General features: G+C 34.4%; 24 protein-coding genes. 12 read left to right on the forward strand and 12 right to left on the reverse strand.

Annotated elements, in window-relative coordinates; genetic code table 11:
• Positions 1-6 precede the first annotated feature (6 nt).
• On the reverse strand, positions 7-2,616 hold the full coding sequence (locus ACJJVN_RS12370) for a tetratricopeptide repeat protein (RefSeq protein ID WP_405378405.1): 2,610 nt from the start codon (positions 2,614-2,616) through the stop codon (positions 7-9).
• A 237-nt stretch (positions 2,617-2,853) separates the two neighbouring features.
• Between ACJJVN_RS12370 and ACJJVN_RS12375 the strand changes: the two genes are divergently transcribed.
• Positions 2,854-6,312: a TraB/GumN family protein gene (locus tag ACJJVN_RS12375; protein WP_405378407.1), complete on the forward strand. Its 3,459-nt coding sequence runs from the start codon at positions 2,854-2,856 to the stop codon at positions 6,310-6,312.
• Between the two features lie 4 nt (positions 6,313-6,316).
• On the opposite strand, the gene ACJJVN_RS12380 is transcribed toward ACJJVN_RS12375, so the two are convergent.
• From ACJJVN_RS12380 to ACJJVN_RS12395, 4 genes are all read right to left on the reverse strand, one after another.
• Complete coding sequence (locus ACJJVN_RS12380) at positions 6,317-6,544, reverse strand: hypothetical protein (RefSeq protein WP_405378409.1); 228 nt, start codon at positions 6,542-6,544, stop codon at positions 6,317-6,319.
• A gap of 24 nt (positions 6,545-6,568) precedes the next feature.
• Positions 6,569-6,799 (reverse strand): hypothetical protein, encoded by a 231-nt coding sequence (locus ACJJVN_RS12385; protein WP_405378411.1) that lies wholly within the window; start codon positions 6,797-6,799, stop codon positions 6,569-6,571.
• Between the two features lie 39 nt (positions 6,800-6,838).
• Positions 6,839-7,579: an ABC transporter ATP-binding protein gene (locus ACJJVN_RS12390; RefSeq protein WP_405370151.1), complete on the reverse strand. Its 741-nt coding sequence runs from the start codon at positions 7,577-7,579 to the stop codon at positions 6,839-6,841.
• Between the two features lie 74 nt (positions 7,580-7,653).
• A complete protein-coding gene (locus tag ACJJVN_RS12395) occupies positions 7,654-9,132 on the reverse strand; it encodes a DUF5687 family protein (protein ID WP_405378413.1) in 1,479 nt (492 codons plus the stop codon).
• A 90-nt stretch (positions 9,133-9,222) separates the two neighbouring features.
• On the opposite strand from ACJJVN_RS12395, the gene ACJJVN_RS12400 reads away from it, so the two are divergent.
• Together ACJJVN_RS12400 and ACJJVN_RS12405 are read left to right on the forward strand one after the other, a co-directional pair.
• On the forward strand, positions 9,223-10,266 hold the full coding sequence (locus tag ACJJVN_RS12400; RefSeq protein ID WP_405378415.1) for a 2Fe-2S iron-sulfur cluster-binding protein: 1,044 nt from the start codon (positions 9,223-9,225) through the stop codon (positions 10,264-10,266).
• A gap of 143 nt (positions 10,267-10,409) precedes the next feature.
• Positions 10,410-11,096 (forward strand): phytanoyl-CoA dioxygenase family protein, encoded by a 687-nt coding sequence (locus ACJJVN_RS12405; protein ID WP_405378417.1) that lies wholly within the window; start codon positions 10,410-10,412, stop codon positions 11,094-11,096.
• A 200-nt stretch (positions 11,097-11,296) separates the two neighbouring features.
• On the opposite strand, the gene ACJJVN_RS12410 is transcribed toward ACJJVN_RS12405, so the two are convergent.
• From ACJJVN_RS12410 to ACJJVN_RS12420, 3 genes are all read right to left on the reverse strand, one after another.
• The gene (locus ACJJVN_RS12410) at positions 11,297-11,677 is read right to left on the reverse strand and encodes a hypothetical protein (RefSeq protein WP_104514180.1); all 381 of its coding nucleotides are present in this window, start codon (positions 11,675-11,677) and stop codon (positions 11,297-11,299) included.
• A gap of 57 nt (positions 11,678-11,734) precedes the next feature.
• On the reverse strand, positions 11,735-12,388 hold the full coding sequence (locus ACJJVN_RS12415; RefSeq protein ID WP_405378419.1) for a CoA transferase subunit B: 654 nt from the start codon (positions 12,386-12,388) through the stop codon (positions 11,735-11,737).
• 176 nt (positions 12,389-12,564) lie between these two features.
• A complete protein-coding gene (locus ACJJVN_RS12420) occupies positions 12,565-13,266 on the reverse strand; it encodes a CoA transferase subunit A (protein ID WP_405379254.1) in 702 nt (233 codons plus the stop codon).
• Positions 13,267-13,381: 115 nt separating this feature from the next.
• On the opposite strand from ACJJVN_RS12420, the gene ACJJVN_RS12425 reads away from it, so the two are divergent.
• From ACJJVN_RS12425 to ACJJVN_RS12445, 5 genes are all read left to right on the forward strand, one after another.
• Positions 13,382-14,029 (forward strand): peptidoglycan DD-metalloendopeptidase family protein, encoded by a 648-nt coding sequence (locus tag ACJJVN_RS12425; protein ID WP_405378421.1) that lies wholly within the window; start codon positions 13,382-13,384, stop codon positions 14,027-14,029.
• The gene (locus ACJJVN_RS12430) at positions 14,029-14,598 is read left to right on the forward strand and encodes an SUKH-4 family immunity protein (protein WP_405378423.1); all 570 of its coding nucleotides are present in this window, start codon (positions 14,029-14,031) and stop codon (positions 14,596-14,598) included. Before ACJJVN_RS12425 ends, ACJJVN_RS12430 begins: the two co-directional genes overlap by 1 nt.
• 107 nt (positions 14,599-14,705) lie before the next feature.
• Positions 14,706-15,695, forward strand: coding sequence for a UDP-glucuronic acid decarboxylase family protein (locus ACJJVN_RS12435; RefSeq protein WP_104514185.1), 990 nt, complete (start codon positions 14,706-14,708; stop codon positions 15,693-15,695).
• A complete protein-coding gene (locus ACJJVN_RS12440) occupies positions 15,658-17,049 on the forward strand; it encodes an undecaprenyl-phosphate glucose phosphotransferase (protein WP_405370141.1) in 1,392 nt (463 codons plus the stop codon). The genes ACJJVN_RS12435 and ACJJVN_RS12440 overlap by 38 nt, the downstream gene beginning before the upstream one ends.
• Positions 17,050-17,841 carry a glycosyltransferase family 2 protein gene (locus ACJJVN_RS12445; protein WP_405378425.1) on the forward strand — a complete coding sequence of 264 codons (792 nt, stop codon included), beginning with the start codon at positions 17,050-17,052 and terminating at the stop codon, positions 17,839-17,841.
• Position 17,842: 1 nt separating this feature from the next.
• Here the strand turns inward: ACJJVN_RS12445 and ACJJVN_RS12450 are convergent, their stop codons facing one another.
• Positions 17,843-18,289, reverse strand: a complete 447-nt coding sequence (locus ACJJVN_RS12450) for a hypothetical protein (protein ID WP_104514187.1) — start codon at positions 18,287-18,289, stop codon at positions 17,843-17,845.
• Between the two features lie 65 nt (positions 18,290-18,354).
• A complete protein-coding gene (locus ACJJVN_RS12455; RefSeq protein ID WP_405378427.1) occupies positions 18,355-19,650 on the reverse strand; it encodes a phenylacetate--CoA ligase family protein in 1,296 nt (431 codons plus the stop codon).
• Positions 19,651-19,714: 64 nt separating this feature from the next.
• On the opposite strand from ACJJVN_RS12455, the gene purD reads away from it, so the two are divergent.
• Positions 19,715-20,983, forward strand: a complete 1,269-nt coding sequence (gene purD / locus ACJJVN_RS12460) for a phosphoribosylamine--glycine ligase (RefSeq protein WP_405378429.1) — start codon at positions 19,715-19,717, stop codon at positions 20,981-20,983.
• 11 nt (positions 20,984-20,994) lie between these two features.
• On the opposite strand, the gene ACJJVN_RS12465 is transcribed toward purD, so the two are convergent.
• Positions 20,995-21,216 carry a DUF6341 family protein gene (locus ACJJVN_RS12465; protein ID WP_104514717.1) on the reverse strand — a complete coding sequence of 74 codons (222 nt, stop codon included), beginning with the start codon at positions 21,214-21,216 and terminating at the stop codon, positions 20,995-20,997.
• A 46-nt stretch (positions 21,217-21,262) separates the two neighbouring features.
• Here ACJJVN_RS12465 and ACJJVN_RS12470 point away from each other — a divergent pair, with 46 nt between their 5' ends.
• From ACJJVN_RS12470 to ACJJVN_RS12480, 3 genes are read left to right on the forward strand one after another with little or no spacing between them, the layout of a single operon-like run.
• Positions 21,263-22,159 (forward strand): hypothetical protein, encoded by an 897-nt coding sequence (locus ACJJVN_RS12470; RefSeq protein WP_405378431.1) that lies wholly within the window; start codon positions 21,263-21,265, stop codon positions 22,157-22,159.
• Between the two features lie 42 nt (positions 22,160-22,201).
• On the forward strand, positions 22,202-22,810 hold the full coding sequence (locus ACJJVN_RS12475) for a DUF4254 domain-containing protein (protein ID WP_405378433.1): 609 nt from the start codon (positions 22,202-22,204) through the stop codon (positions 22,808-22,810).
• 3 nt (positions 22,811-22,813) lie between these two features.
• A complete protein-coding gene (locus tag ACJJVN_RS12480) occupies positions 22,814-23,845 on the forward strand; it encodes a glycosyltransferase family 9 protein (RefSeq protein ID WP_405378435.1) in 1,032 nt (343 codons plus the stop codon).
• A gap of 270 nt (positions 23,846-24,115) precedes the next feature.
• Here ACJJVN_RS12480 and ACJJVN_RS12485 read toward each other — a convergent pair whose 3' ends face one another.
• On the reverse strand, positions 24,116-24,418 hold the full coding sequence (locus ACJJVN_RS12485) for an antibiotic biosynthesis monooxygenase family protein (protein ID WP_405378437.1): 303 nt from the start codon (positions 24,416-24,418) through the stop codon (positions 24,116-24,118).
• Positions 24,419-24,577: the final 159 nt, after the last annotated feature.

The following is a 24,577-nucleotide window of genomic DNA, read 5'->3' on the forward strand; positions in this document are numbered from 1 at the left end:
ATTGCGTTAAAGCATTTCTTTTTGGTACTTATCTAGATTCTTATAGACCTGAATAATCTTATAATTTTCTGACGCTATAGCAAAGAATGATTTTGTTATGTTATAATTATTCTCTGGTTTTGCCATAAGATCACCTAGACCTCTTGCGCCTAGTTTTGAGTTTAAACCATGAACTACTACTAGTTTCTCGTCCTTATTATATACATCTACAGAGACTCTAAAGTTATAATTTTCGTTTTTAAACACCTCTAATAACTTATTCTTTAGATTCTCCATTGCTATGGCGTCTGTAGTATTAAATCTATAAACTAGCTTAAAGTCTTTTAAATTATTTTCTGGCTGGAAAGCCTCTGCAATTTTAATAGTCTCAGCATCTGAGGCTAGTTTTTGAGCGCTTTTACCTACTTCTGTATTTGGAAAGTTTAAAGCCACGTAGTCCAGACCTTTTTTATACTCTTCAAAACCATAAAGTCTACCAGCTGCAAATGCCTTTAATAATTCTAGACGCGGTACTATGTCATCACCACTAAAACGATTTGCATAATTCTCTGCACTAGATATAACTACTTCATAATTCTCCTTTTCATACTCTTTGTAAAGTCTATTATAAACAGCTAGTGGACTAGCACTATCATCTAGTTTTGCCTCTGGATTCCTTAATATTTGAGCATATCGTGTATCTGGATAGTTAGATATGATTTTGTTTTTTAATTGTTCCGCTTTCGCGAAAGCGTTACTACCTCCATCTTCTTTATAAATTAAATACAAGTTATAAAGTGCTGGCAACAATAATTTCTCTTCAGGATCGTGAGTTAATAAGGTGTCAAAACGATTAATAGCAAGATCATTGCGCTTAAACTTCTCCTTATATATCACTCCTAATTGATAGTAAGCAAAATTTCTAGATTGCGCGATGCTGTCTAGCATGATTTTACCTTCTGGCAAAGTGCTTGTGTAGAATTCTGTTTTAAATTCTGGTCTCACTTCTTCTACCTCTGTGATTTGCTCATCTATCACCTCGGTCTCTAGTTCTTCTTTTTTGTTTTTACGTCTCCAGTTATCTTTAAGATCACGTTTACCCCATTTTCTTCTAAAGTCTACCTTACCGCGGGCAACAGTTTGCTGGTTATAAAAATAAAAAGAACTACCAGTGTTTTTTAAAGTACCTATCGATGATCCAGGTGTAGAAAATGACGGGCCCGTTTTGCTACGTTTTGTTACACCTTTAATAGTCTGAAATGCATTCTGATTTTGCGCTTCTTTTGCAGCTTCTACCTCAGCGGCTTGTGCTATGCGCTCTTCTTCTGCCTTAAGGTCGTCTATGTACTCTTGGTAATATACCGCTTGCTCTTGCGGCGTCATTGCTAGCACTTTAAAAATACTATCGGCACTGCGACGTCTACCTTCATAGAAAATAACATCTTCTAGATTGTTTCTTTTTTTAGTAACTAGTCTGTGTTCTTTTGTACGTTCTACATAATTTGCAACAGCACTATCATAATATTTACCTGCGTTTACAAACTTAGCCTCGTCAAAACTGATTTTACCCAAAGCAGAATAATTGTTACCTCTCAAATATCTGTCCTGACCGTTTCTTGCACGCAAGGATTTGTTATAATATTCCTTTGCACCTTCTATACTGTCTTCATTCTCATAATAAATAGCTTTACGAGAGTAGATAGCGTCTAACCATGGTCTGTTTTCTCTATTCTCTTCTAGATCTGTTATGGTCTCTAGCAGTTCTACTTTAGAATCTTGAGAGTCGTCAAAGTTTTTTATTTTTTCAATGTAGGCGTTGATATAATAACGACGTGGGATCTTGCGATGCATGTCTATAATTTCATCATAATGTGCAAATGCACTATCGCGCTGCCCTTGTTTTGCAAAAAGTTGTGCTGTTATAAATTTATATCTAGCCTGTGTTTCTCTATTTTTAGTCTGTCGCTCTGCACGATTCATGTAAAGTAACGCACTATCTACTTGTTCTATGTTTAAAAAAGCTTGAGACAGAGTTGCGTTTGCAATAGCGAGATCTTCTTGTTCTATGTCGCCTTTTTCTTCTTTAAGTAATTTACTTAAATTTTTAATTGCTATTTCATTATTATCCAGTCTCATATGAGTTCTCTCACGCCATACTTTGGCCTGGTTGATCTGGTCGCTCTCTGGCATAAATTGCAATATGTAATTAAATGCCTCTAACGCAGGTATAAAACGCTGGTCATAATATCTAGCCTTACCTAATAGCATGTAAGCCTCGTCCACTTGTGGATTATATTCTGTTTCATTTATGAGCATGGAGTGCTTTTGCACTGCTTTTACTGCTTTTTCTTCGGCACGTTCAAAGTTAGGATCTGCTGGTTTTTCACCTGGCAAGAATACTTGATCTTTTAAAGTCATGCGTTCTACCGGGAGAATATCCCAGTAATTATCTTTATAAGTTTGTTCTAGTCCATCGAGACCAGCCTGTAAAGCAAGGTTACCGTTATAAAGAACATTATACTCTGTCCCAACAGCATGAAGATTACGACTTATAAAAGAATTGTTTTTCCTACTACAGCCGGTAATAATAGCTATGAGTAGAAATGCGATACAAATATTGTAGAAAAACTGTTTCAAAAAATAGGTTTTAAACTAACGTCCATAACTCCAAATACCGCGTTGATATTGTGAAAGATGGTAAAAATAAGGATTTTTTACTTTCTGTGATGTTTAGATCTTGCAACTAATTAATTTTATAGAAAGGTGAATATAAAAACAGATCGTTAAACGTTTGATTTCAAAATGTCTTTGCCCTACTTTTAGACATCTATACTAGGTATCATTTTTGATAGCTTATTTACTTTATCATTTTATATGAAATATTATCTTTTATTTATAACAGTCGTTTTATTTTCTTCCTTCTCAAAATCACAAACAGATAACAGCCTGTTATGGGAAATTAGTGGAAATGGTTTAGAAAAACCGTCATATTTATATGGTACCATGCATGTAAGTAGTAAAGTAGCTTTTAGACTAGACGATGTGTTTTTTACTTCTTTAAATAAAGTAGATGCTATCGCACTAGAATCTGACCCAACACAATGGATGGGAGAATACTACAAAGAACAAATACTCTCAGTTCAAAACCCATCCATGTCCTATAGATCTTCTTTTTACAAAAGTATCTTTAAACTAGAGCATCCAGATCCTCAAATGGTTAGATCTAGTATAAGGATGAATGATAGAGCATTAAACGGTTATCTATATCGTAAAAGCAGCGAGTCAGATAACTTTGAAGAAGAGACTTATCTAGATATGTTCATATTTCAGGCTGGAAAAAAGGCTGGAAAACCCATAATAAGTCTAGAAGATTTTAAAGAATCTCAATACCTAACTTCAAAAGCCGCGACTAATCCTGGAAAAAAAGATATTGATAAATGGTTGCTAGAGCGTCTAGAAAAAGAAAATCGATATGACATACAAGAAAATGTATATCGAGATCGCAATATTTCTCTACTAGACTCTATAGGTGCGGCAACTAATACAGAGTATTATAGAAAGAACATGCTTTATGATCGCAATGAGAACATGGTACAGGTTATGGATTCTATCATGAGCTCAAAATCAATATTTGCAGGTGTAGGCGCCGCACATTTACCTGGTAAAAAAGGGATGATACAAATGCTGCAACGTAAAGGCTATACTGTAAAAGCATTAACCTCTAAACAAACTGAGTTAGCTAAAAGAGAGAAGAAAAATCTGGACGAGAGTTTTGTTGCTCCTACGCTTTCGCGAAAGCGTACCCCTGATCAATCCATTTCTTTAAATACATTTGATAATCTACGCGAATTTAGCATCAGTAATCAGTCATTTTATATGATGCCAGAGATGACTAATGGTGCATTCTTAACTATTTCTAGAATCAACACTCTCGATTATTTACACACCAATAAAAAAATTATTGATTTAGAATTTTTAAACAATGTGCTTTTTGAAGATATACCAGGAGAAATTATTGAAAAGAAAGAGTTTACACTTCCTTACCCTGGCTTTTCTATTCTCAATAAAACTAAAAAAGGGGATTACCAGAAATACCATATTTATAAAACTCCATTAGAATTAGTGGTTGTAAAATTGGGTGGTAAACTGGATTATGTAAAACGATATGAAAAATCCATATTTGATTCTATCACCTTATCACCTGTCAGTAAAAAGTTAAAAAAGTTTATTGCCCCTTACAACAAGTATGAGGTTCTATTTCCTGAACATATAGTAGGTACCAATATCGATAACCCTGGTAAAACATTTTTACAAGGAACTGATGGAGACTCTTTTTATTTTCTACAAGAATCTCCAGTTTTTGATACCGATTATATCGAAGAGGATAAATTTGAAGCACAATTTATAATAGATGAATTTCTAGAAGATCTAGATTATAAGAAAGAGAGCGGCTCTACAGAAAAAACACCTTATTACAGTTATCGTGCGACAGCTGTCATGGACACTATTACCGACTCTAAAATCCAACTTAAAGCAATAGTAAAGGACGGTAGTTATTATTTATTAGGCTATACAGGAACTGATCAAAAAAATGCCGATGCTTTTTTCAATTCTCTATCTTTTAATAAAATAGACTATAAAGAATTTGAAACTGTACAAGACACTGCTCTATTCTTTAACGTTAAAAGCCCTGTTATAGCTCCTACTGCAAGAAACAGATACTCTCGTGATGAGATTAAACCTTATGAAGCGAGTAAGAAAACAACTTACTATACCACAGCTGCAAATGAGCAAATAGAGGTGAAAATGGAAAAGTTTCATGATTTACAAATGTTTCATAAACCTAATGATCTATGGAAAGAGGTAGATACAGAAGACTGGTCTACCATGAAGTTATATCGCAATAATATGCGTGCAAAAAACAAGAAAAAAACTCAAAAGGACAGTCTCTTTATCTATGAAAGAACTTTTAAAGACAGTCTAAGTGCTAAGCATATACTGGCAAAAAGTATGTATTATAAAGGACGCATTTATCATCTTAAAACGGTAATAGATAGCACGGCACAAACATCTCCATTTGTAAGCCAATTCTACGACAGTTTTACACCTAGCGACACCTTATTGGGTAAGGATGTTTTTAGCGATAAAACAGAAATATTCTTTAAAAATGTAGCTGCAAAAGACACCATAGTCTTTGAAGCAAGTGGAAAGATAAAATTTAAGGCAAAGGATATCCCACAGATGATTAATTTAATCAATACGGTAGATATAAATGATAAGAGTCTTAAAGACATTAAAGAATACACTCTAGGAGAATTAATGAAGTTAGAGGATTCAAGAGTACTTCCATACATCACAAATTTATACGAGACTTCTTATAATGATCCTGATGTACAACTTATTATACTTAAAGAGTTATTAAGAAATAAGACCACTACAGATCATGATAAGGTACTGGAGTTACTAGAAAAAGATCTTCCTTTAAAACAGTCTGGCATCTCTAGTGCTTTAAATAGATATGGAGATTCTTTAAAATTATCCTCTAGATTATTTCCAGACTTACTTACCTATGCATCTATAAGTGAATATAAAGAACCTGTTTATGAGCTGCTAGCACGAGTAAAGGATTCTAATTATGTAAAAAAGAAGGTTTATAAAAAATACCGTAAACAAATAATTACAGATGGAAAAATAGAGATTAAAAGAACATTGAGTGCACGCAAATCTAGTTATAGTTATAACTCAAATGGCTTGCTTACTAGTTATGTGAAATTGATTTTTCCATTTAGAAAAGATAAAAACGCACAAGACTTTTTTACTAAATTATTAGATAGCGGTAAAAAAGAAGCCCTAGCAGAGTATTTTACGCTATTAAAACAGAATGAAGAATCTATACCACTGCGATTACAAGAACTTATAGAAGAAGATAATTCTCTTAAAGCGCAAGTAGTTATCACTGCTTCTAAGAGAGATGTAATGCTCTCTCCACAAGTAACTCAAGAAGAACTAGCAAGGAGTATTGCACTTACTGCAAAATTGTTTGATAAGAATGAAGAACAACTAAGTCTCATAGAAAAGAAAGTAATCACCACAGACAAAGATGATAAAGTAGCCTTATACCTCTTTGAATTTAAAAAGAAAGGAAGTTACCAGGAGCAAACATATATTAGGTACGTGGCTTTTAAACTAGGTCAAAAAAACACTCTAGTAACTAAAACTTATTCTAAGTCCTATAGTAATGGTAAACGTTATGAAACAGATAAAGAAAAAGCCGATGCCATAAAAGAAATAGTAAAAGAACTAAAACACCAGGGCCGCTGGAGAGTACAATAAGAAATTACATCTTAAACGGCTTCTTAAAAAAGATAGACTTTAAACCGTACTCTCTACCGTTTTGGGTTTCTTCCATGTGTGGTTTAGGTGCTACAACCATAGCTACACCTAATGGTATAAATGTAGTTAACATACCAGGCTCCATTAACAACATGACTATATATCTAGAAATCAAGAATAATACAGTAAACGAAATACCATAAATAAGGAATGATTTAATTTTAGGGCTCATGATAATTATTTTCTTCAAAGATACCTACATCTTCATTACCTTCTTACCAAAAAGGAATTTAAGCCCATACTCCTTACCAGACTGCAATTGAGTAACATGAGGTCTGGGTGCAATTAACCAGGCCACCCCTACAGGGATTAAAGTTGTCCAAAACGTAGGATCTACAATAAACTGCATCATAATATATCTCACCAGTAAAAAAACACTCAAAAAAATAATCACGTGAATTCCTAACATTTTAAATCTTGGACTCATATTAAATTATTTAAATTAGTATTGAAATTCAACATAGTTTTACTCTTCCTCGCTTATCGCTGCAGTAGGAGCATAACTCTCAGAGATCCCTTTAAAATAACCTTCTAACTCTGCAAAAGTTCCAGATGTTTTTACTTTATCCATCATTACTTTTCCTTTTTCTAACAACACAACTCTTTGTGCTACCTCAGTAACATGTTGTAAATCGTGACTAGAGACTAAAACAGTAGTGTTAGGATCGTCAGCAAGTCCTTTAATAATTTTCTTTAAACGTATTTGAGTAGAAGGGTCCAGATTTGCAAACGGCTCATCGAGAATTACCACTTCCGGATTACCTATTAAAGAAGCAATTATTCCTACTTTCTTTTGGTTTCCTTTAGAAAGATCACGCAAGTACTTTTTCTGTCCCACGGCTTCACCATTAAAAAAGTCAGAATAAGAAGCAATCAGTGCGTCGATATCTGCTTTATTCTGCCCTCTTAATTCACCTATAAAGTAAAAATATTCTTCAGGTGTTAGATAACCTATTAAGAAACTTTCGTCTACAAAAGCGCTCGTAAAAGGTTTCCAGTCCTCGCTCTCACTTATTTTAATATCATTGCTCAAAATATAACCAGTCGTAGGCTGGATCAAATCGAGTAGCAAAGAAAATAAAGTTGTTTTTCCTGCACCATTATTTCCTACTAGACCTATCGCTTGGCCTTTTTCGATTTTTAGCTCTTCAATATTTAGAACAGAAACGCCGTTATATACTTTTGAAAGGTTTGTTATTGAAATCATAATCTTGTTGTATTAAAAGTTGGTTATTATTTCGCTTTCGCGAAAGCGGAATCTAAACAGTCCTCACAGACCAGTTAATCCTTTTGAGCATAAGCTGCTATCGTGTCGTACTTCTCTGTTTTATAGATTTTTTCTATTAAAGTAAAGATCTTATTTCTAAACAATAGACCCAGAACCCCTGTTACTGCAATGGCTATAAAACCATAATTAGAACCCAGTGTCTCACCAAATAAGGCATAAATACCTACCGGTAAAAGCATTTTAGGAATAATCAATAAAAAGGTTTTTGCATTAAAGGCTTTAGAATCTCCAAAAGCTTTTTTAGAACTCATTAAATCTATAGGTGTTTTTACATAAGCACCGCCTAAAAGTACTACAGAGCTATTAAAACCTATGTTATAAGCTGCACCTGCTAGAATAGCAAACCACCAGTCCCAACCAAAGTATAAATAGAAAGTAGCTAATACCGTACTTACTGCAGTTGCTATAACCATTAACCACCATTTACTCATTAAAAAATCGCGGTAAGGGATGTTTTGCGACATCATGAGTTTATAGTAACTACTATCCCAAGAAGGTACTAGACCACCAAAGCTGAATAAGAATCCACCTGTGGCAAATATTCCTGCAAATACTTTTCCGTAGTTACCAAACTGACCTGACATAAAAAACAAACCATAGAAAACAATTAAGAAACCCATTATAAAAGTCATTTTGGCTCTTTTATTACGTTTTATTAATTTGATGTCATTTTTTAAATAAGTAGAAATAGAGCCAAAACGATTTAAGAAACTCAAATCTTCTGTTGTAGCTTCTTTGGCTTTAGACTTAAGTCCTGTATCTAAGTACAGTTGCTTTAAAAAATAACCGTAAGCAAAATAAGCTAGAGATGCAGCAATTAACAATGGAATTACAAAACTCCATGGTTGATTATAAAAGAAGCTGAAAACAGGTTCTGTGTGCTGTGTAATATCATAAATCTCATATCGCTGTAGAATACCTAGTCCTACCAGAATAACTAGCATAGGATAAAAAACTTTATCCATATTATTCATGAAAATATTTAAGAAATTGATACTTAAAGTGATAAAAACGGCAGCAAGATGCCAGCTTATAACACCTACTGGATTATAACCTTGTACCAACAATACTATACTGAATGGCACAAAAAAGAAAGCTGGTAAAATATTAAAAAATGATAGTAGAGTTTTACCTAAAGCATATTTTACAATGTTACTTTTTGAAAATGGCAAATAAAGTAGTGGTCTTATGTTTGCCACTGGCATCTTTTGTAACATATAACGGTAACCTAAATCTGCAGCCAACCAGTAGATAAGAAACCTATTTACTACTTGAAAAGGGTCTGTCCCTGTAATTGTACCATCTTCTATCCCGTCTTCGATTAAGAAGAAACTTACTGCTCCTGCTCCTGCAAATTCTAGAATCAATAACAATGCAAAAAATCCAAGAAAGATTTTAAAGGCTAGATTCTTTTTAAAAGCTGCACTTCTAAAAAAGCTCTTCCACTCAAGGTTGATAAATTGTTTGATCATTTTGGTGTGATTTGATTTATAAGTAATCATTTTGTTAAAAATGTTACAGCTCGATTTCCTTTATTACTTTTGCAGCTTTAAATATACCACATGATTTTTCATCATCTTACTATAAAACAAGTTACCAAAGTTACTTCTCAGGCAGTAGAGATTATATTTGATATACCTCAAGCCCTCACAGCAGATTTTAACTACATCTCTGGTCAGTACTTAACGCTCAAAGCTACCATAAATGGAGAAGAAGTACGTCGTGCTTACTCTCTATCCAGCGCGCCGCATGAAAATGATTTAAAAGTGGTTATTAAAGCAGTAGAAAAAGGTGTTTTTTCTAACTATGCCATGACATTGCGTGCAGGTGACCAGCTAGAAGTTGCTACACCAGACGGTCTTTTTATTCATGAAAAAAGTGAAACCGCTCAAAATTATTTGATGATAGCAGCAGGTAGTGGTATTACTCCTATTACTTCTATTATCAAGGAAGTACTTACGAATGAGCCAGAAAGCAAAGTGGCCTTGATTTATGGAAATCAGTCGGTAGCACAAACTATTTACTACGAGCAGTTCAATGATCTTAAGGATCAATATGGAGGTCGTTTTTTCCTTAAATATTGTTTCTCTCGTGAGGAGCGTGATGAGGCATTATTCGGACGTGTGAGTAAATCTAACCTCAACTTTTTCTTGAAACAAGAAGTTGCCGATCTCACTTTTGCAAAAGCATACCTATGTGGACCAGAAGAGATGATTTCTATGGCGACAGATAATCTGGTAGAAAAAGAGGTTCTTACAAAGGAGAACATCAAGTTCGAACTTTTTGCTGCCAAAGAGAATAAAATAGAAATATCAGAAGACAGTCATTTAACTGAGCTTACGGTAATACTCGATGATGAGACGCACACACTTACTGTAAAAAGAGACGAGATTTTACTAGATGCCATGCTTAAAAATGACATCGATGCACCGTACAGTTGTCAGGGCGGTATTTGCAGCTCTTGTATATGCCAGATAGAAGAAGGTAGTGCACAAATGGCAAAAAATGCGATCTTAACCGATAAGGAAGTTGCAGCTGGACTCTCACTAGCATGTCAAGCTTATGCAACTAGTGCAAAGGTTGTGGTGAATTTTGATGAGGTTTAAGAGAAAGTTTTAGACTCAAATATCAAAAAGGGTGGAATTAATTCCACCCTTTTTGATATGATAAAACCGTTTAAATAAAAATTTTAAAAGGAAAAATAATAAGTATAGTAATACATTTTTAATGAGTTAAATAGTTTAGAAGTATGATGATTTCAGACACATTTCAAAAGCTTCATAAAGATGGTTTTTCATTTAATGATCAATCTATTGACAACTCTATTATTCAAAAAATTGAAAGTAACTTAAATGCTTATTTTGAAAATAATTCTCAGGCAGATAAATATGCTATTAGACAATTAATTAAAAGACTTCCAGACTTAAATATTCTTTTTGAGATTCCTATTTTAAAGTATTTAATTAAAGAACAATACTCTCTAACTAAATCTATCTACTTCAATAAACCAGCAATGTCTAACTGGTTTGTTCCTTATCATCAAGACTTAAGTATTGGTGTAAAAGAAAAAATCGATACCGAGGGATATAAAGGATGGACATTTAAAAAAGAACAACACGGTGTAATACCTCCAAAACGTATTTTAGAAAACACAATAACTGTACGTATCCATCTAGATGACACTAATGAAGAAAACGGCGCTTTACGAGTTATTAAAAACTCGCATTCTAACGGTATTTTAAAAAGAGAACAAATAAATCGGATCAATACAGACGATGAATTAATTTGTAAACTAAACAAAAGTGAATACATGCTTATGAAGCCTTTATTGCTTCATGCTTCTCATAAATCAACAAGCAACTCTGATCGAAGAGTTATTCATCTAGAGTTTTGTAATCAAGAACTCGATGGAGAATTAGAATGGTTGGAATACTAACTTTTTGCTATTCCATAAATGTATCAAACAGAAATAATAAAGTTTTTAAAATTTGACATGCCAACTATACGTGTTGGCATAGTCTAAATTCATTCTCGATAATAGAATGAAGATCAATATTTTTAACTTATCTACTTTAACCAAACATGCCAAGACAAATACTTGGCGTGTTGGTTTCTAAAAAGCTGTTTTAAGCTTAGTTAAAAACCACTATTATTCAAAATCATAATGATGGTATTATTGCGATTTGCTATAAAGTCAAATTTCTCTTTAAGGACTTCGATATCTTCTTTACCGTTATTCATAAACAGTTTTATTAAAGTGTATAGCCCACCTCTTTTATTAGTTGCAAGACCACGATCATGTTCTATATATTGTTTCACTTCAGTAGGTGAGATTTGTGGTATAGAAGTCAATAATTCTTTTACAAAATCATCATTATGCTCCACGACATAGTGATGTAACATTTTTAGGTTTCTTTCATGAACAATTAAAAACTCAGAAACCGTATTTATACTATGAGTATTTTGAGCAAAATCTGCCACCATTTGAAGTGACTTTTTTAGGATATTGTAATCCATACTTATGATTTGATTTCCAAGGGTAGAATTAATTCTACCCTTGGGAAGTAAAAAGTTTTAAATACTCATCTCAGGAATATCTCCATCGATAATCAGTGTTCCTTCGGTAGCGTTTTGAATATCTTCTATGCTTACACCAGGCGCACGTTCTAAGAGTTTAAAACCTTTTTCTGTTACTTCAAGGACAGCAAGGTTAGTAACTACTTTATTGATACAGTTCACACCAGTAAGTGGTAAAGAACATTTTTTAAGCAGTTTTGATGCTCCAGCACGATTAGTATGCATCATAGCTACTATAATATTCTCTGCACTGGCTACAAGATCCATAGCACCGCCCATTCCTTTTACCATTTTACCTGGTATTTTCCAGTTAGCAATGTCTCCATTTTCTGCCACTTCCATAGCTCCCAATATAGTAAGATCTACATGCTGTCCACGTATCATCCCAAAACTTGTTGCGCTATCAAAAAAGCTAGCTCCAGGCATGGTAGTAATGGTTTGTTTACCAGCGTTAATAACGTCTGCATCTTCTTCTCCTTCAAATGGAAAAGGTCCCATTCCTAAAACACCATTCTCTGACTGAAACTCTACTTCCATTCCATCAGGGACATAGTTTGCTACCAGTGTAGGAATTCCTATTCCTAGGTTCACATAGTATCCGTTTTTTACTTCTTGTGCTATTCTCTTTGCTATTCCTATTTTATCTAACATGATTTTTTCTTTGGTAAACGTCCTGGCGTTAGAGGTTTTAAACAATTCTCAATCGCTCAAACTTATATTTTATAGTTTCCGTTCCCCAACCCTAAAGGGTGCGGAAACAAAAGCTTTTAAACAATAGTATTATTAAGAAACCTACCCTTTAGGGTTAGGGAAAGGTTTCAGCATTTTTATTCTCTCTTCCTAACAGTCCTTTGCTCAATACGTTTCTCATACTTCTCACCTTGAAAAATACGCTTCACAAAAATTCCCGGAATATGAATTTCATTTGGGTCTAATTCTCCTGCAGGGACTAGTTCTTCTACCTCAGCAACAGTAATGGTTGCAGCACCACACATAACTGGATTAAAATTACGTGCTGTACCTTTAAATATTAAATTTCCTGCGGCATCACCTTTCCATGCTTTCACAAAAGCAAAATCTGCATTAAAGGCATGTTCTAGAATATGTGGTTTTCCATTAAAGTCTCGTACCTCTTTACCTTCGGCTACTTCAGTACCATAACCAGCTGGAGTAAAGAATGCAGGAATACCAGATTGTGCAGCGCGACATCTTTCGGCTAGAGTTCCTTGAGGGATAAGATCGACTTCCAGCTCTCCACTCAACATCTGTCGTTCAAACTCGTCATTTTCTCCTACATAAGAAGAGATCATTTTCTTGATTTGTTTTCCTTGAAGTAATAACCCAAGTCCAAAATCGTCCACACCAGCATTATTAGAAATACAAGTCAGATTCTTTACACCAGATTTTACTAGCTGCGCGATGCTATTTTCTGGAATACCAGACAGTCCAAAACCACCTACCATTAAAGTCATATCGCTTTTAACGCCTTCCAGTGCCTCTTCCACACCTTTTACCGTTCTATTGATCATATCAAAATTCTTTGGTTTAAAAATACGGCAATTTATTGAAGATTTAAAGCGCTTATCCATAACACAAGCTTTGTTATTTTGTTAAATTGCTAGCTCTTAATTAAGTATTCTCCTCATGTCTTTTAAACATCTCATTGATTCTAAATACAGTAAAAATGATTATTTCCCAATCGACCTGTCGGTTAATAATACTTTTTGGGATAAGAACGATGTGAGTGACATCTCTACATTTGAAAAATACCTAGAAGAAAAGCGTACCCTAACCGGCAAATACATCGCTCATGGTGGCTATCTAGAACAACGCGCCTTGTATAGAAAATCGGCTAGATTCCAGGCTGGTGTGGTACGCGACATCCATATGGGAATAGATCTTTGGGCTCCAGCCGGCACAACCGTTCATGCTTTTATGGATGGCGTGGTACATAGTTATGCGCACAACGATGATGCAGGGAATTATGGACCTACCTTGATCTTAGAACATGATTTTAATGGTAAAAAACTCTACACACTTTATGGACATCTCTCTATAAGTGATATGGATAAATGGGTTGTTGGATTCCGCTTTCGCGAAAGCGAGACCATAGCAACTCTAGGAAAACCAGGAGAAAACGGCGGTTATTCACCACATCTTCATTTCCAGATCATGACAGATATGCAAGATTACAAAGGTGATTTTCCAGGTGTTGCAGCGCGAGAAAAACTCGATAACTATGATGGTGTTATTTTAGATCCTAATGAGTTTATTTTTGAAAAGATATTATAATGCTAAAGAAAGATCAGTTGAGAAAATGGAATACTATAGCAAGTGAAATTCTATACTTTGACAATAAAAGTAATAACTATAATTCAGTCAATTTTGATTTCTTGAGAGAAATAGGAATGCCATCAGAATGTTGGGAATTTTCTTTTGAAAATTTAAAAGAAAAGAACCTTAAGACAGTCAATTATCTGTGGAAATTACAAGATATTAACTACGATAATTTCTTATCAATAGGTTCTAATGGATCAGGTGATCCTATAGCTATAAATATAGCTACAGAAGAATTAATTTATTTTAATCACGATAATTTTTTTGAAGAAATATTAATTAATTCTAACCTCTCATGCTTTGCACAGTGTGTCCTTAAAATCGATTCCTTCTTAAATAATTTAATTAAATTAGAACCTAATTCAATTTTTGAAAATGAATTTACTGATCAAAGTTATGAATTACTTTTATCTGAACTTAAAGAAATAGACCCTAGGGTTTTCTCTCTTAAAACAAATCACTGGAATATTATGTTAGACAGTTTAAAATGGGAAAGAGATGAAGAACGTAAAGACAGAAAATGAATATGAATATTATTCATTAATGCCATCGCTTTTATGATTCCAAAGAAAGCGGCTTTACTACCCTTTCAATTTTGCTATCTTTACGATCTTATTCAATTATCTATTAAATGAAAAAAAGAGTTCTTATTACTGGTGCGGCTGGATTTTTAGGCTCACACCTTTGTGATCGTTTTATTAAAGAAGGTTACCGTGTGGTAGCAATGGATAACCTTATTACTGGTGATCTTAAAAATATAGAACATCTTTTCCCTCATGAAGATTTTGAATTCTATAATCACGATGTATCTAACTACGTGCATGTTGCTGGTGATGTGGATTATATCTTGCATTTTGCCAGTCCAGCAAGTCCTATTGATTATTTAAAAATACCTATACAGACTTTAAAGGTAGGTTCTCTAGGAACGCATAATTTACTAGGTCTTGCCAAAGCTAAAAATGCACGCCTATTAATCGCTTCAACTAGTGAGATTTATGGAGATCCACTTGTGCACCCTCAAGATGAGAGTTATTATGGTAATGTAAATACTATAGGACCGCGTGGTGTTTATGATGAGGCAAAACGTTTTCAAGAATCGATGACTATGGCTTATCATAGATTTCATGGTCTAGAAACTAGAATCGTACGTATTTTTAATACTTATGGTCCTAGAATGCGACTTAACGATGGTCGTGTAATTCCTGCTTTTATGGGGCAAGCGTTGAGAGGTGAGGACATTACCGTTTTTGGTGATGGGTCACAAACCAGATCTTTTTGTTATGTAGATGACCAGGTAGAAGGAATTTATAGGTTGCTACTTAGTGATTATTCTGACCCTGTAAACATAGGTAACCCTAATGAGATTACTATAGGTGATTTTGCTGAGGAAATTATATCCATGACTGGAACTGACCAGAAAGTAGTTTATAGAGATTTACCTCAAGACGATCCACTCAAAAGACGTCCAGATATCTCACTTGCAAAGAAAATTCTAGATTGGGAACCTAAGGTAGGTCGAGAAGAAGGAATGAAGTTAACTTATGATTATTTCAAATCGTTATCTACTGCAGAATTAAACAAACGTGACCACAAAGACTTTACAAAACATATCCGCAGATAGTATAGCCTATCGTAATGGCCGGTTTTCTGGTTTTATAAGACCTCTTTCTTACGTTGTAGATTTAGGTTTGATCATTCTTGCTGCGTCTTATTTTTTTGTAGAAAATTTTGACCTACTCACTTATAGCATTTTTATAGGTATCTGCTGGATTATCGTATCTATGCAACTAGACTTTTACAAGATACGCAGGAATACAAAGTTGACCACTTTACTCATGCGCCTTGCAAAGCAATCTGTCTTTTTTGGTTTTGTGGTATTTGCCTTTTTTGGTTATTACTATGATTTAAATAGAGAGTCTACTCTTATCTTTAATTATATAGCTGCCACAGTAGCTAGCATCTCTATCATTAAAATAAGTCTGTTTTTCATTCTTAAGAATTATAGAAGTGTTCTAGGTGGTAATTATAGAAATGTTGCCATACTAGGTGTAAATGAAGAAACAGAGCGTTTAAATGAGTTCTTTGAGATACATACAGATTATGGTTATCGTTCTAAAAAAGTAGTCGATGTGCATTCTCCTGCGTTCTCCATAAACAGTTTTCTAGAATGGGTCGTAGAACATCAAATAGACGAGATTTTTTGCTCTGTTAAAGAGTTGAATAATGATCAACTAGTAGAACTAACTGACTTTGCAGATAATAATTTGAGAACTCTCAAATTTATACCAGACACCGAGGCTGTACTTTCTAAGCAGTTGCATTATGACTATTACGGCCTGACACCTGTGCTTTCTTTAAGAGAAATACCACTGGATGACGTCGCAAATAAATTTGGTAAAAGAGCCTTTGATATTATCTTTTCCCTATTTGTTATTTTATTTGTTATGTCCTGGTTAACACCTATAGTTGCTATCATCATAAAGTTAGAATCTAAAGGCTCTGTCTTTTTTAAACAAGCACGTAATGGACTAGATTACAAAGAGTTTACTTGTTATAAATTTAGATCTATGGTCCCTAATAAGACCGCACATTTACATCAGGTAACACGTGGTGATCTTAGAATTACTAAAATTGGAAGATTTTTACGCAAGACCAGTATAGACGAGTTGCCACAGTTCTTTAATGTACTTCTAGGAGATATGAGTGTGGTAGGACCGCGACCACATATGGTAAGCCATACACACATGTATGCAGAGCGTATCGATAAGTTTATGGTGCGTCATTTTGTGAAACCAGGCATTACGGGACTCGCTCAAGTAAGTGGATATCGAGGCGAGGTAGAAACTGAAGAAGATATAAAAGGACGCGTGCGCAATGATATCTATTATATAGAAAACTGGAATATTGCTGTAGACATAAAAATCATCTTTAAAACCATTGCAAATGTTTTTCAGGGTGAAGAAAAAGCCTACTAGATGAGCCTCGTTTCTATCATAATGCCTACTTATAACAGCATGGCAACGGTTCAAGAATCTCTAGACAGCATTATATCGCAAACTCATAGACCGCTAGAAATTATTACTATAGACGACTGTAGTGTTGATGGTAGTTACGCTTTCGCGAAAGCGTATGCAGCAAAAAACTCTTCTCAAGAAATAACTTTTATTACCTTAAAGAACACCACTAATTCTGGAGCTGGAATAACACGTAACAAAGGCATAGATGCTGCAACTGGCACCTACATCGCTTTCTTAGATGCAGACGATTTATGGAAACCACATAAGCTAGAAACGCAAATTAACGCTATGAAATCTCAAGATGCGCTAGTCTGTTATGGTGCTTATGAGATTTTTAAAACCATACCAGAAAAGCCTATAGCTATCCACAAGGTATTTGAAAAGCTAACGTATCAAAAACTACATAAAAGTAATTACCTAGGTAATCTAACCGGTATTTATAACGCTGCTGTTCTAGGTAAAATAGCAGTTCCTAATTTACGTAAACGACAAGACTGGGCGATGTGGTTAGATATCGTTAAAAAAGCAGGTAGTGCCATAGGTATTCAAGAACCCATAGCTAGTTACCGTTTAGGAGATGGTTTATCCTCAAATAAACTGGACCTTATCAAGTATAACTATGCCGTGTATAGATCGCATTTGGGATATTCTACTATTAAAAGCAGCTGGATGATGTTGCGATTCTTTTATGAGCAGTTTATTGTGAAGAATAGGATGAAAATAAAAGTCGATTTCTTAAAAAGCGAATAATTTATTGAAAAACAATAGGTAAGTTACTATTTTCAATTTTCACTATGTAAAACGGTTGTTGAACTATGTTAAATTCGTTTTCACCAAAGTTGATATTATTTACATCCACAATAATATTAGAGGTGTTTTGGAAGATATGAACTTCTAGATCGTATGCACTAGAAGGTCTCACCTCATCAAAAACAGCGATAACTGTATATGTGTTAAAATCTATAATAGTCTCTGTAAATTGATCTGATACCATATTTACAGAATCCATTGAGGCTATCAAGTTATTCCAAGTAACACTGTCAGTTATAACCCTATTTTGTTCAATAATACCTTCTTGTCCATTACCGTGTAAACTGTTTTCTGAAATTAAAGTAATTGGCACTGAAGTAGAATCATCATCAGAATTACAACTCACAAATACTATTGAGACGAATAAAAATAGAATAATCTTTTTCATTTGGTTTAGTTTACTAGTAAGATGCTGTTACATCTAATAGGTTGCGTTGAAAAAGTTTTAAAATCTTAAACCTCACTCATAAACTGTTTCAATTTGCCACGTTTGCTCCTATCAAGAACTTTGAGTCTGGTAAATTTTAAAGATAATCCTGGTTCTAGATATTCATCCATAGCGTTTTGAATACTCTCTTTTATAGATGTATTTATCTCCCTTTTGCTCACGTACTGGATTTCAAAAGCATCTGGTTTTTTCTGAATGACTATAAATTCAAGAATGTTCACATCTTCTTTTATGACTGTTTTAGTAACATAATAAAAAGTCAGTCCTGGTACTATTTTACCACTAGGCAGTATTGCTATATCACTAGTACGACCTTGTAGATCTTTTAATATTCTAGTACCATTTTCTAAAGTTTCTAAACTACCCAAATCTCCTATTTCATAACGTGTCATAGGGTGTGCTAGATTATAGAGATCTGTAACTAGAATTCTACCTATCGTTCCGTCAGGAACTGGCTGGTTGTCATTATCAACTACTTCTACATACAGATTTTGCTGATTCACCTCAAAGTTTCCTTGAGTATTTTGCATAGCTATTAATCCTACTTCGCTTGCTCCATATTCATTTATAACAGGAATTCCTAGCCATTTCTCTAACAATAATCTGTCATCTAGAAAAAGCATTTCGCTTGTTACAATACAAATTTTAAGAGTTGGGCAAATATCTTTAAGAACCGTATTTTTCTGCTCGCAATACTTAGCTAGTAATACAATACTGCTCGTATAACCATTTAAGTATTCAAATTTATTTTTCTTGAACTTGTTGAGAAAGCTTTCTAGAACCGCATCATTCATATTAAAAATAGGAAAGCGCTTGCGATAGCTCACAAAATCTTTAATAAGCTCAAGGTATTTTCCTTTACCGCTTAAAGGAATACCATAAAAACGAGCTTGTAAAGAAGTGTTTAAATTAATCCCATGCTGCTCATAAACATGGTGAAATGCTGCCCAAGTCATAGCGTGTGCATACTTATTTTTACCATAAGTAAATGGGTGCCCACTAGAACCACTCGTTTTACCTTTAAAAATGTTCTTTACGGTATAACTTTTACTTAGTCGCTCGTGCAGCGGCTGTTGTAAATTACGTTTACTTAAAACAGGTAAATCTTTCCATAACACCTCTTTATTCACAACTAAACTATTGTAAAAATGATTGTTAGTAAGATGGTGTTTTACTATAGATTCTTTGCGATTTTGCAAACCTACATTACCGTTAGAAACCAAGTTATCAAACTCTTTACGAGCTCTATTGATCTCAAAACCTTGTAGTTTTAATATGTTGTCAAAAAGTTTTAGTGGCATTTTGATAAATCAAGCTATCATTGAGCAAGGTAAAACTTATTTTTGCATTCCATAAACACAACTCATGAATGTTCTCATTTTAGGAAGCGGTGGCCGCGAGCACGCTTTTGCACAATCGATTATTAAAAGTTCACTTCTTAACCAGCTATACGTAGCTCCAGGAAATGCAGGTACTCATGAAATAGCAACTAATGTAGACCTAGGCATCACAGATTTTCCTGCAATAAAGAAATTTGTCCTTGATAACGATGTTACTATGGTAATAGTAGGTCCAGAGGCACCACTAGTAGAAGGTGTTTATGACTATTTCCAGACAGAAGAGTTGAAACATGTAAACGTTATAGGTCCATCTAAACAAGGTGCAGTTCTAGAAGGTTCTAAAGAATTTGCCAAAGAATTCATGGAACGTAACAACGTGCCTACAGCAGCTTATAAAAGTTTTACTAAGGATAATCTTAAAGAAGGAATGTCTTTTATAGACAGTCTTAAACCTCCATATGTTCTTAAAGCAGATGGTCTTGCTGGCGGTAAAGGTGTTCTTATTATCGAGCATGCAGACGAGGCAAAAGAATCTCTAGAAGAAATGCTGGTAGGTGGCAAATTTGGTGCGGCATCTAATAAAGTCGTGATAGAAGAATTTCTAGACGGTATCGAGATGAGTATTTTTGTAATGACAGACGGTACTTCTTATAAAGTAATGCCTACTGCAAAGGATTATAAACGTATAGGAGAAGGCGACACTGGTCTTAATACTGGTGGAATGGGCGCTGTATCTCCAGTTCCATTTGCAGACGATGTGTTGATGCAAAAAATAGAAGAACGCGTTATAAAACCTACTATTAACGGTTTTGTAAAAGAGAACATCGTTTATAAAGGATTTGTATTCATAGGTTTAATGATCGTAGATGGAGAACCAGAAGTAATTGAGTACAACGTGAGAATGGGAGACCCAGAGACAGAAGTAGTCTTACCTCGTATTTCTAGCGATTTATTGGCTCATTTACACGCTTTCGCGAAAGCGGAACTACACAAAGAAAACCTAATCCTAGATTCTAGAAGTGCGACAACAGTAATGTGTGTGGCAGGTGGATATCCAGAAGCCTATGAAAAGGGAATGGAAATATCTGGACTAGAAAATGTAGAAGACAGCATGGTCTTTCATGCCGGTACTGCTCTTAAAGATGGAAAAATAGTGACTAACGGTGGTCGCGTTATGGCGGTAACTAGTTTTGGACCTGATTTCAAACAGGCACTAAAAAAATCTTACCAAAACCTAGATAAACTAAGTTTTGATAAGATGTATTATAGAACTGATATAGGTTTTGACCTATAAAAAGTGATTTCTTATCCTAAGAAAGAGTGACCAGTTTGAGTTTTATCCTCATCCTTATCGTACTCTTTAAGTTGCTTCATCCAGTAAACAAAAGCAACCACTAGGATAGCTATTGCGATCCATGATACAGTGTTTGCAAGAAACCAACTAGAGTTTTCTAGCTCTCTCAAGGCATCAAAAGGAATTAAAATAAGTTCAAATAAGCTTACTATTGCGTCTAATAAAGTTTCCATTGCTGTAAATTGCTTGTTACGACTGCAAAAATAGTTAAAAATCTCTATGCTTTCCAGTTTTTTTAAAACTAGTAAACCCATTCATTACATCATCACATTTTTGATGGTGGCAATTATGGTAGGTTATTTTGTAATAGACCATCCTTTTCTAGGTTGGAAATACATTTGGATTTCTGTTCTAGCCATGGCATCCATAGCTATTTTTCAGTTTATAACACTTAAAAATGAGCTTACTCATAACAACTCATTTTCCTTATGGATTTACAGCTGTTTACTCGTCATAGGATTAGTATACTTCTCTGATATGCAAATATTTATAGCATACAACTGTATCTTACTCGCATTAAGGAGATTGCTTAGTATGCGTACTAGAAGAGGGCTGGTTAGAAAAATATTTGATGCTTCCTTATGGGTTTCTCTAGCAACCGTATTTCACTCTTGGAGTGCATTATTCTTTATCGTTATATTTTTAAGTATCGTCATTTATGCTTTTAAAAATATTAATTATTGGATCCTACCTTTTATCGCAATTGCTTGTGTATCTATACTTACATTTACTCTAGATCAATATATAGGCACAAATTTCTTCCTTAGAATATTTAATAAATTTGATCTAAGTTTTTACTACATAAACTTTGAGATAGATGTATTATTTGCTGTTTCTTCTATAGTAAGTAGTCTAGGTCTCATCATGTCTATCGCGCTTTTATTTGGGTTTCCTAAAATATCCATAAGTGCTAGATCTCGATTTTCTGTACTAGGATTTTCTGGTATTTGCGGCTTTTTATTTTTTGTAATGAACGGTAGCGCCCTACTATTAATACCATTACTGTCTATATTTATCGCAAGAATGGTACAAGAAACCGAAAATAAGATCGTTAAAGAAAGTCTATTATGGATTCCATTTATAACTATGATAGTTCTATTTATTCTTAGATTCTAGAGCGTTCTTAAATCTTTATATTTGCACTTTTAAAAAATGAATATGTTTTCAGATAAAGCCAATAAAATTTTTCAAACTGTTATCGATACCTATCACGTAGTGAATACGGTAGATCAAGATTTTGAAAACCCATACGACCGTAATTCTAACCTTATAGAGCATTTATTATATCGCAAGTGCTGGATAGATACTGTACAATGGCATTATGAAGACATTATCAGAGATCCACAAATAGATCCAGTTGCTGCACTTACTCTTAAACGTAAGATAGATGCTAGTAATCAAGATCGTACCGACATGGTAGAGTATGTAGATGGTTATTTTTTAGACCTTTATAGCGATGTAACGGTTAATGATAATGCGACTATCAATACAGAGAGTCCTGCATGGGCTGTAGACCGTATGTCCATTCTTGCGTTAAAAATATACCACATGAATGAAGAAGCTACTCGTACCGATGCTTCTCAAGATCACCTAGATGCTTGTAGTAAAAAACTAGACATTCTTCTAGAACAACGTGTAGATTTATCGACGGCACTAGACCAACTGTTAGAAGATATCTCTAGTGGTGACAAGTATATGAAAGTCTACAAACAGATGAAAATGTATAATGATGACGAACTTAATCCAGTCCTCAGAGCTCTAAAATAAATCATGCCGCTACCTCAACGCATACTCGTCATTAGACTAAGCGCTATGGGCGATATTGCCATGTGCGTTCCTGTTTTATTAGCCTTAAAAAGAGATTATCCTAGTGTTGAGATAGTTGCGCTTTCGCGAAAGCGATTCCGTTCCATCCTAGAGCATATTCCAGACATCACGTTTATAGAAGCCGATGTAGATAATAGACACAAAGGTGTATCTGGACTCTACCGATTTTCTAAAGAAATTAAGGCTCTCAAAATAGATGCCGTAGCAGATTTTCATAATGTGCTGCGCAGTAAAATATTACGTACTTTTTTAAGAGGTATTCCTAAATCTAAAATTGATAAAGGACGCGCTGAAAAAAAGAAATTAATCAACGATCCTACTTTTTTTAAACCCTTAACACACAGTACAGAGCGCTATGCAAACGTGCTGCGTGAGTTAGGTTTTAAAGTCGAATTAAAAGGAAACGAGTTTTTACCCAAAGAAGCCGTTTTACCTCAAATTCATGATCAAATAGGTAGAAAAACATCAAAATGGGTAGGTTTTGCACCATTTGCTGCACATGAAACCAAAGCGGTAACTATAAAAAAAGCAAAGAAACTCGTAAAGGCTATCTCTCAAGATGATCAGATAACGATACTTCTATTCGGTGGTGGGAAGAAAGAACAAGAACAACTGCAAATTATAGCAGGTACCACCTCAAATGTTATTAATATGGCAGGCATTACTTCATTTGAGAACGAATTAAGCGTTATGTCTCAACTAGATGCTATGATTGCTATGGATAGCGGTAACGGCCATCTAGCGGCTTTATATGGCGTTCCTGTTATTACATTATGGGGTAACACACATCCTTATGCAGGTTTTGCACCTTATGCACAACCAGAAGAAAATCAATTAACCGCAAATAGAGATAAATTCCCTCTAGTACCTACTTCTATTTTTGGGAATAAAGTGGTGAAAGGTTATAAAAAAGCGACTAGTTCTATTAAAGTAAAACAAGTTGTGGAACGGCTAAAGATCGTATTAGAGTCTTAATATTCAACAATCACCGAAAATTTTCCAAGCGATTCTGCTATGCAGCGGAATTACCTACAATAATTTAAAAACTCCTTTCCTTAGAAAAGGAAAGGTGGGCAAAGTGAGTGAAACGAGCTTTGGTCGGAAAGGATGAAAAATGCTGGTTTTAACTAAATAGCTTTATAAAATCAAAAAAATACTTTTCAACCACTCCTGATTGCTAGCAAAGCTAGCTAATCTGTCCTCGCCTTTTCTAAGGCGAGGAGTTTTTAATATGGTCGAGAAGAATTATTTCTTCCCAAACTCATACTCACGTTCCACTTTACAAATTCTCACATTATACCACTCGTACCAGTTATCTCTACCTAGTTTTTGAGCTGTTTGATGATCTATTTGTGATTTCCATTTAGAAATCGATTCAAGAGATTTCCAATAAGAAACCGTAATTCCTATCTCGTTTCTTGCCGCATCATGATGCATGTAACCATCTTGTTGTATAGCAAGTGATTCCATAAGTTTTGCCATTTGATTATAGGCTGGATCGTTGTTCTTTTTTGTGGAAGTAAAGATTACGGCGTAGTATGGAGTCATTTTTTTATTAATTTTTACTTTTAAAGAAAGAGAAAACACCTATTATTAATAATATAATTCCAATAAAAAAGAACAGTATTGATAAAACCGGTACACATCCATGTCTACAGGAGCTTAAACTGAATATATAAAAGAAACTGATTAGAGATAACAAAATAG

Source organism: Nonlabens sp. Asnod3-A02 (genome assembly GCF_045063755.1).
In the GTDB taxonomy this organism is placed as follows: domain Bacteria; phylum Bacteroidota; class Bacteroidia; order Flavobacteriales; family Flavobacteriaceae; genus Nonlabens; species Nonlabens xylanidelens.

Coding starts and splice junctions, on each gene's coding strand:
- ACJJVN_RS12400 (WP_405378415.1), top strand. CDS start 9,223: ATGATTTTTCATCATCTTACTATAAAACAAGTTACCAAAGTTACTTCT.
- ACJJVN_RS12405 (WP_405378417.1), top strand. CDS start 10,410: ATGATGATTTCAGACACATTTCAAAAGCTTCATAAAGATGGTTTTTCA.
- ACJJVN_RS12480 (WP_405378435.1), top strand. CDS start 22,814: ATGCCGCTACCTCAACGCATACTCGTCATTAGACTAAGCGCTATGGGC.
- ACJJVN_RS12385 (WP_405378411.1), bottom strand. CDS start 6,799: ATGAGTCCAAGATTTAAAATGTTAGGAATTCACGTGATTATTTTTTTG.
- ACJJVN_RS12435 (WP_104514185.1), top strand. CDS start 14,706: ATGAAAAAAAGAGTTCTTATTACTGGTGCGGCTGGATTTTTAGGCTCA.
- ACJJVN_RS12455 (WP_405378427.1), bottom strand. CDS start 19,650: ATGCCACTAAAACTTTTTGACAACATATTAAAACTACAAGGTTTTGAG.
- ACJJVN_RS12475 (WP_405378433.1), top strand. CDS start 22,202: ATGTTTTCAGATAAAGCCAATAAAATTTTTCAAACTGTTATCGATACC.
- ACJJVN_RS12390 (WP_405370151.1), bottom strand. CDS start 7,579: ATGATTTCAATAACAAACCTTTCAAAAGTATATAACGGCGTTTCTGTT.
- ACJJVN_RS12450 (WP_104514187.1), bottom strand. CDS start 18,289: ATGAAAAAGATTATTCTATTTTTATTCGTCTCAATAGTATTTGTGAGT.
- purD (WP_405378429.1), top strand. CDS start 19,715: ATGAATGTTCTCATTTTAGGAAGCGGTGGCCGCGAGCACGCTTTTGCA.
- ACJJVN_RS12430 (WP_405378423.1), top strand. CDS start 14,029: ATGCTAAAGAAAGATCAGTTGAGAAAATGGAATACTATAGCAAGTGAA.
- ACJJVN_RS12425 (WP_405378421.1), top strand. CDS start 13,382: ATGTCTTTTAAACATCTCATTGATTCTAAATACAGTAAAAATGATTAT.
- ACJJVN_RS12380 (WP_405378409.1), bottom strand. CDS start 6,544: ATGAGCCCTAAAATTAAATCATTCCTTATTTATGGTATTTCGTTTACT.
- ACJJVN_RS12395 (WP_405378413.1), bottom strand. CDS start 9,132: ATGATCAAACAATTTATCAACCTTGAGTGGAAGAGCTTTTTTAGAAGT.
- ACJJVN_RS12375 (WP_405378407.1), top strand. CDS start 2,854: ATGAAATATTATCTTTTATTTATAACAGTCGTTTTATTTTCTTCCTTC.
- ACJJVN_RS12420 (WP_405379254.1), bottom strand. CDS start 13,266: ATGATCAATAGAACGGTAAAAGGTGTGGAAGAGGCACTGGAAGGCGTT.
- ACJJVN_RS12415 (WP_405378419.1), bottom strand. CDS start 12,388: ATGTTAGATAAAATAGGAATAGCAAAGAGAATAGCACAAGAAGTAAAA.
- ACJJVN_RS12470 (WP_405378431.1), top strand. CDS start 21,263: ATGCTTTCCAGTTTTTTTAAAACTAGTAAACCCATTCATTACATCATC.
- ACJJVN_RS12485 (WP_405378437.1), bottom strand. CDS start 24,418: ATGACTCCATACTACGCCGTAATCTTTACTTCCACAAAAAAGAACAAC.
- ACJJVN_RS12465 (WP_104514717.1), bottom strand. CDS start 21,216: ATGGAAACTTTATTAGACGCAATAGTAAGCTTATTTGAACTTATTTTA.
- ACJJVN_RS12445 (WP_405378425.1), top strand. CDS start 17,050: ATGAGCCTCGTTTCTATCATAATGCCTACTTATAACAGCATGGCAACG.
- ACJJVN_RS12410 (WP_104514180.1), bottom strand. CDS start 11,677: ATGGATTACAATATCCTAAAAAAGTCACTTCAAATGGTGGCAGATTTT.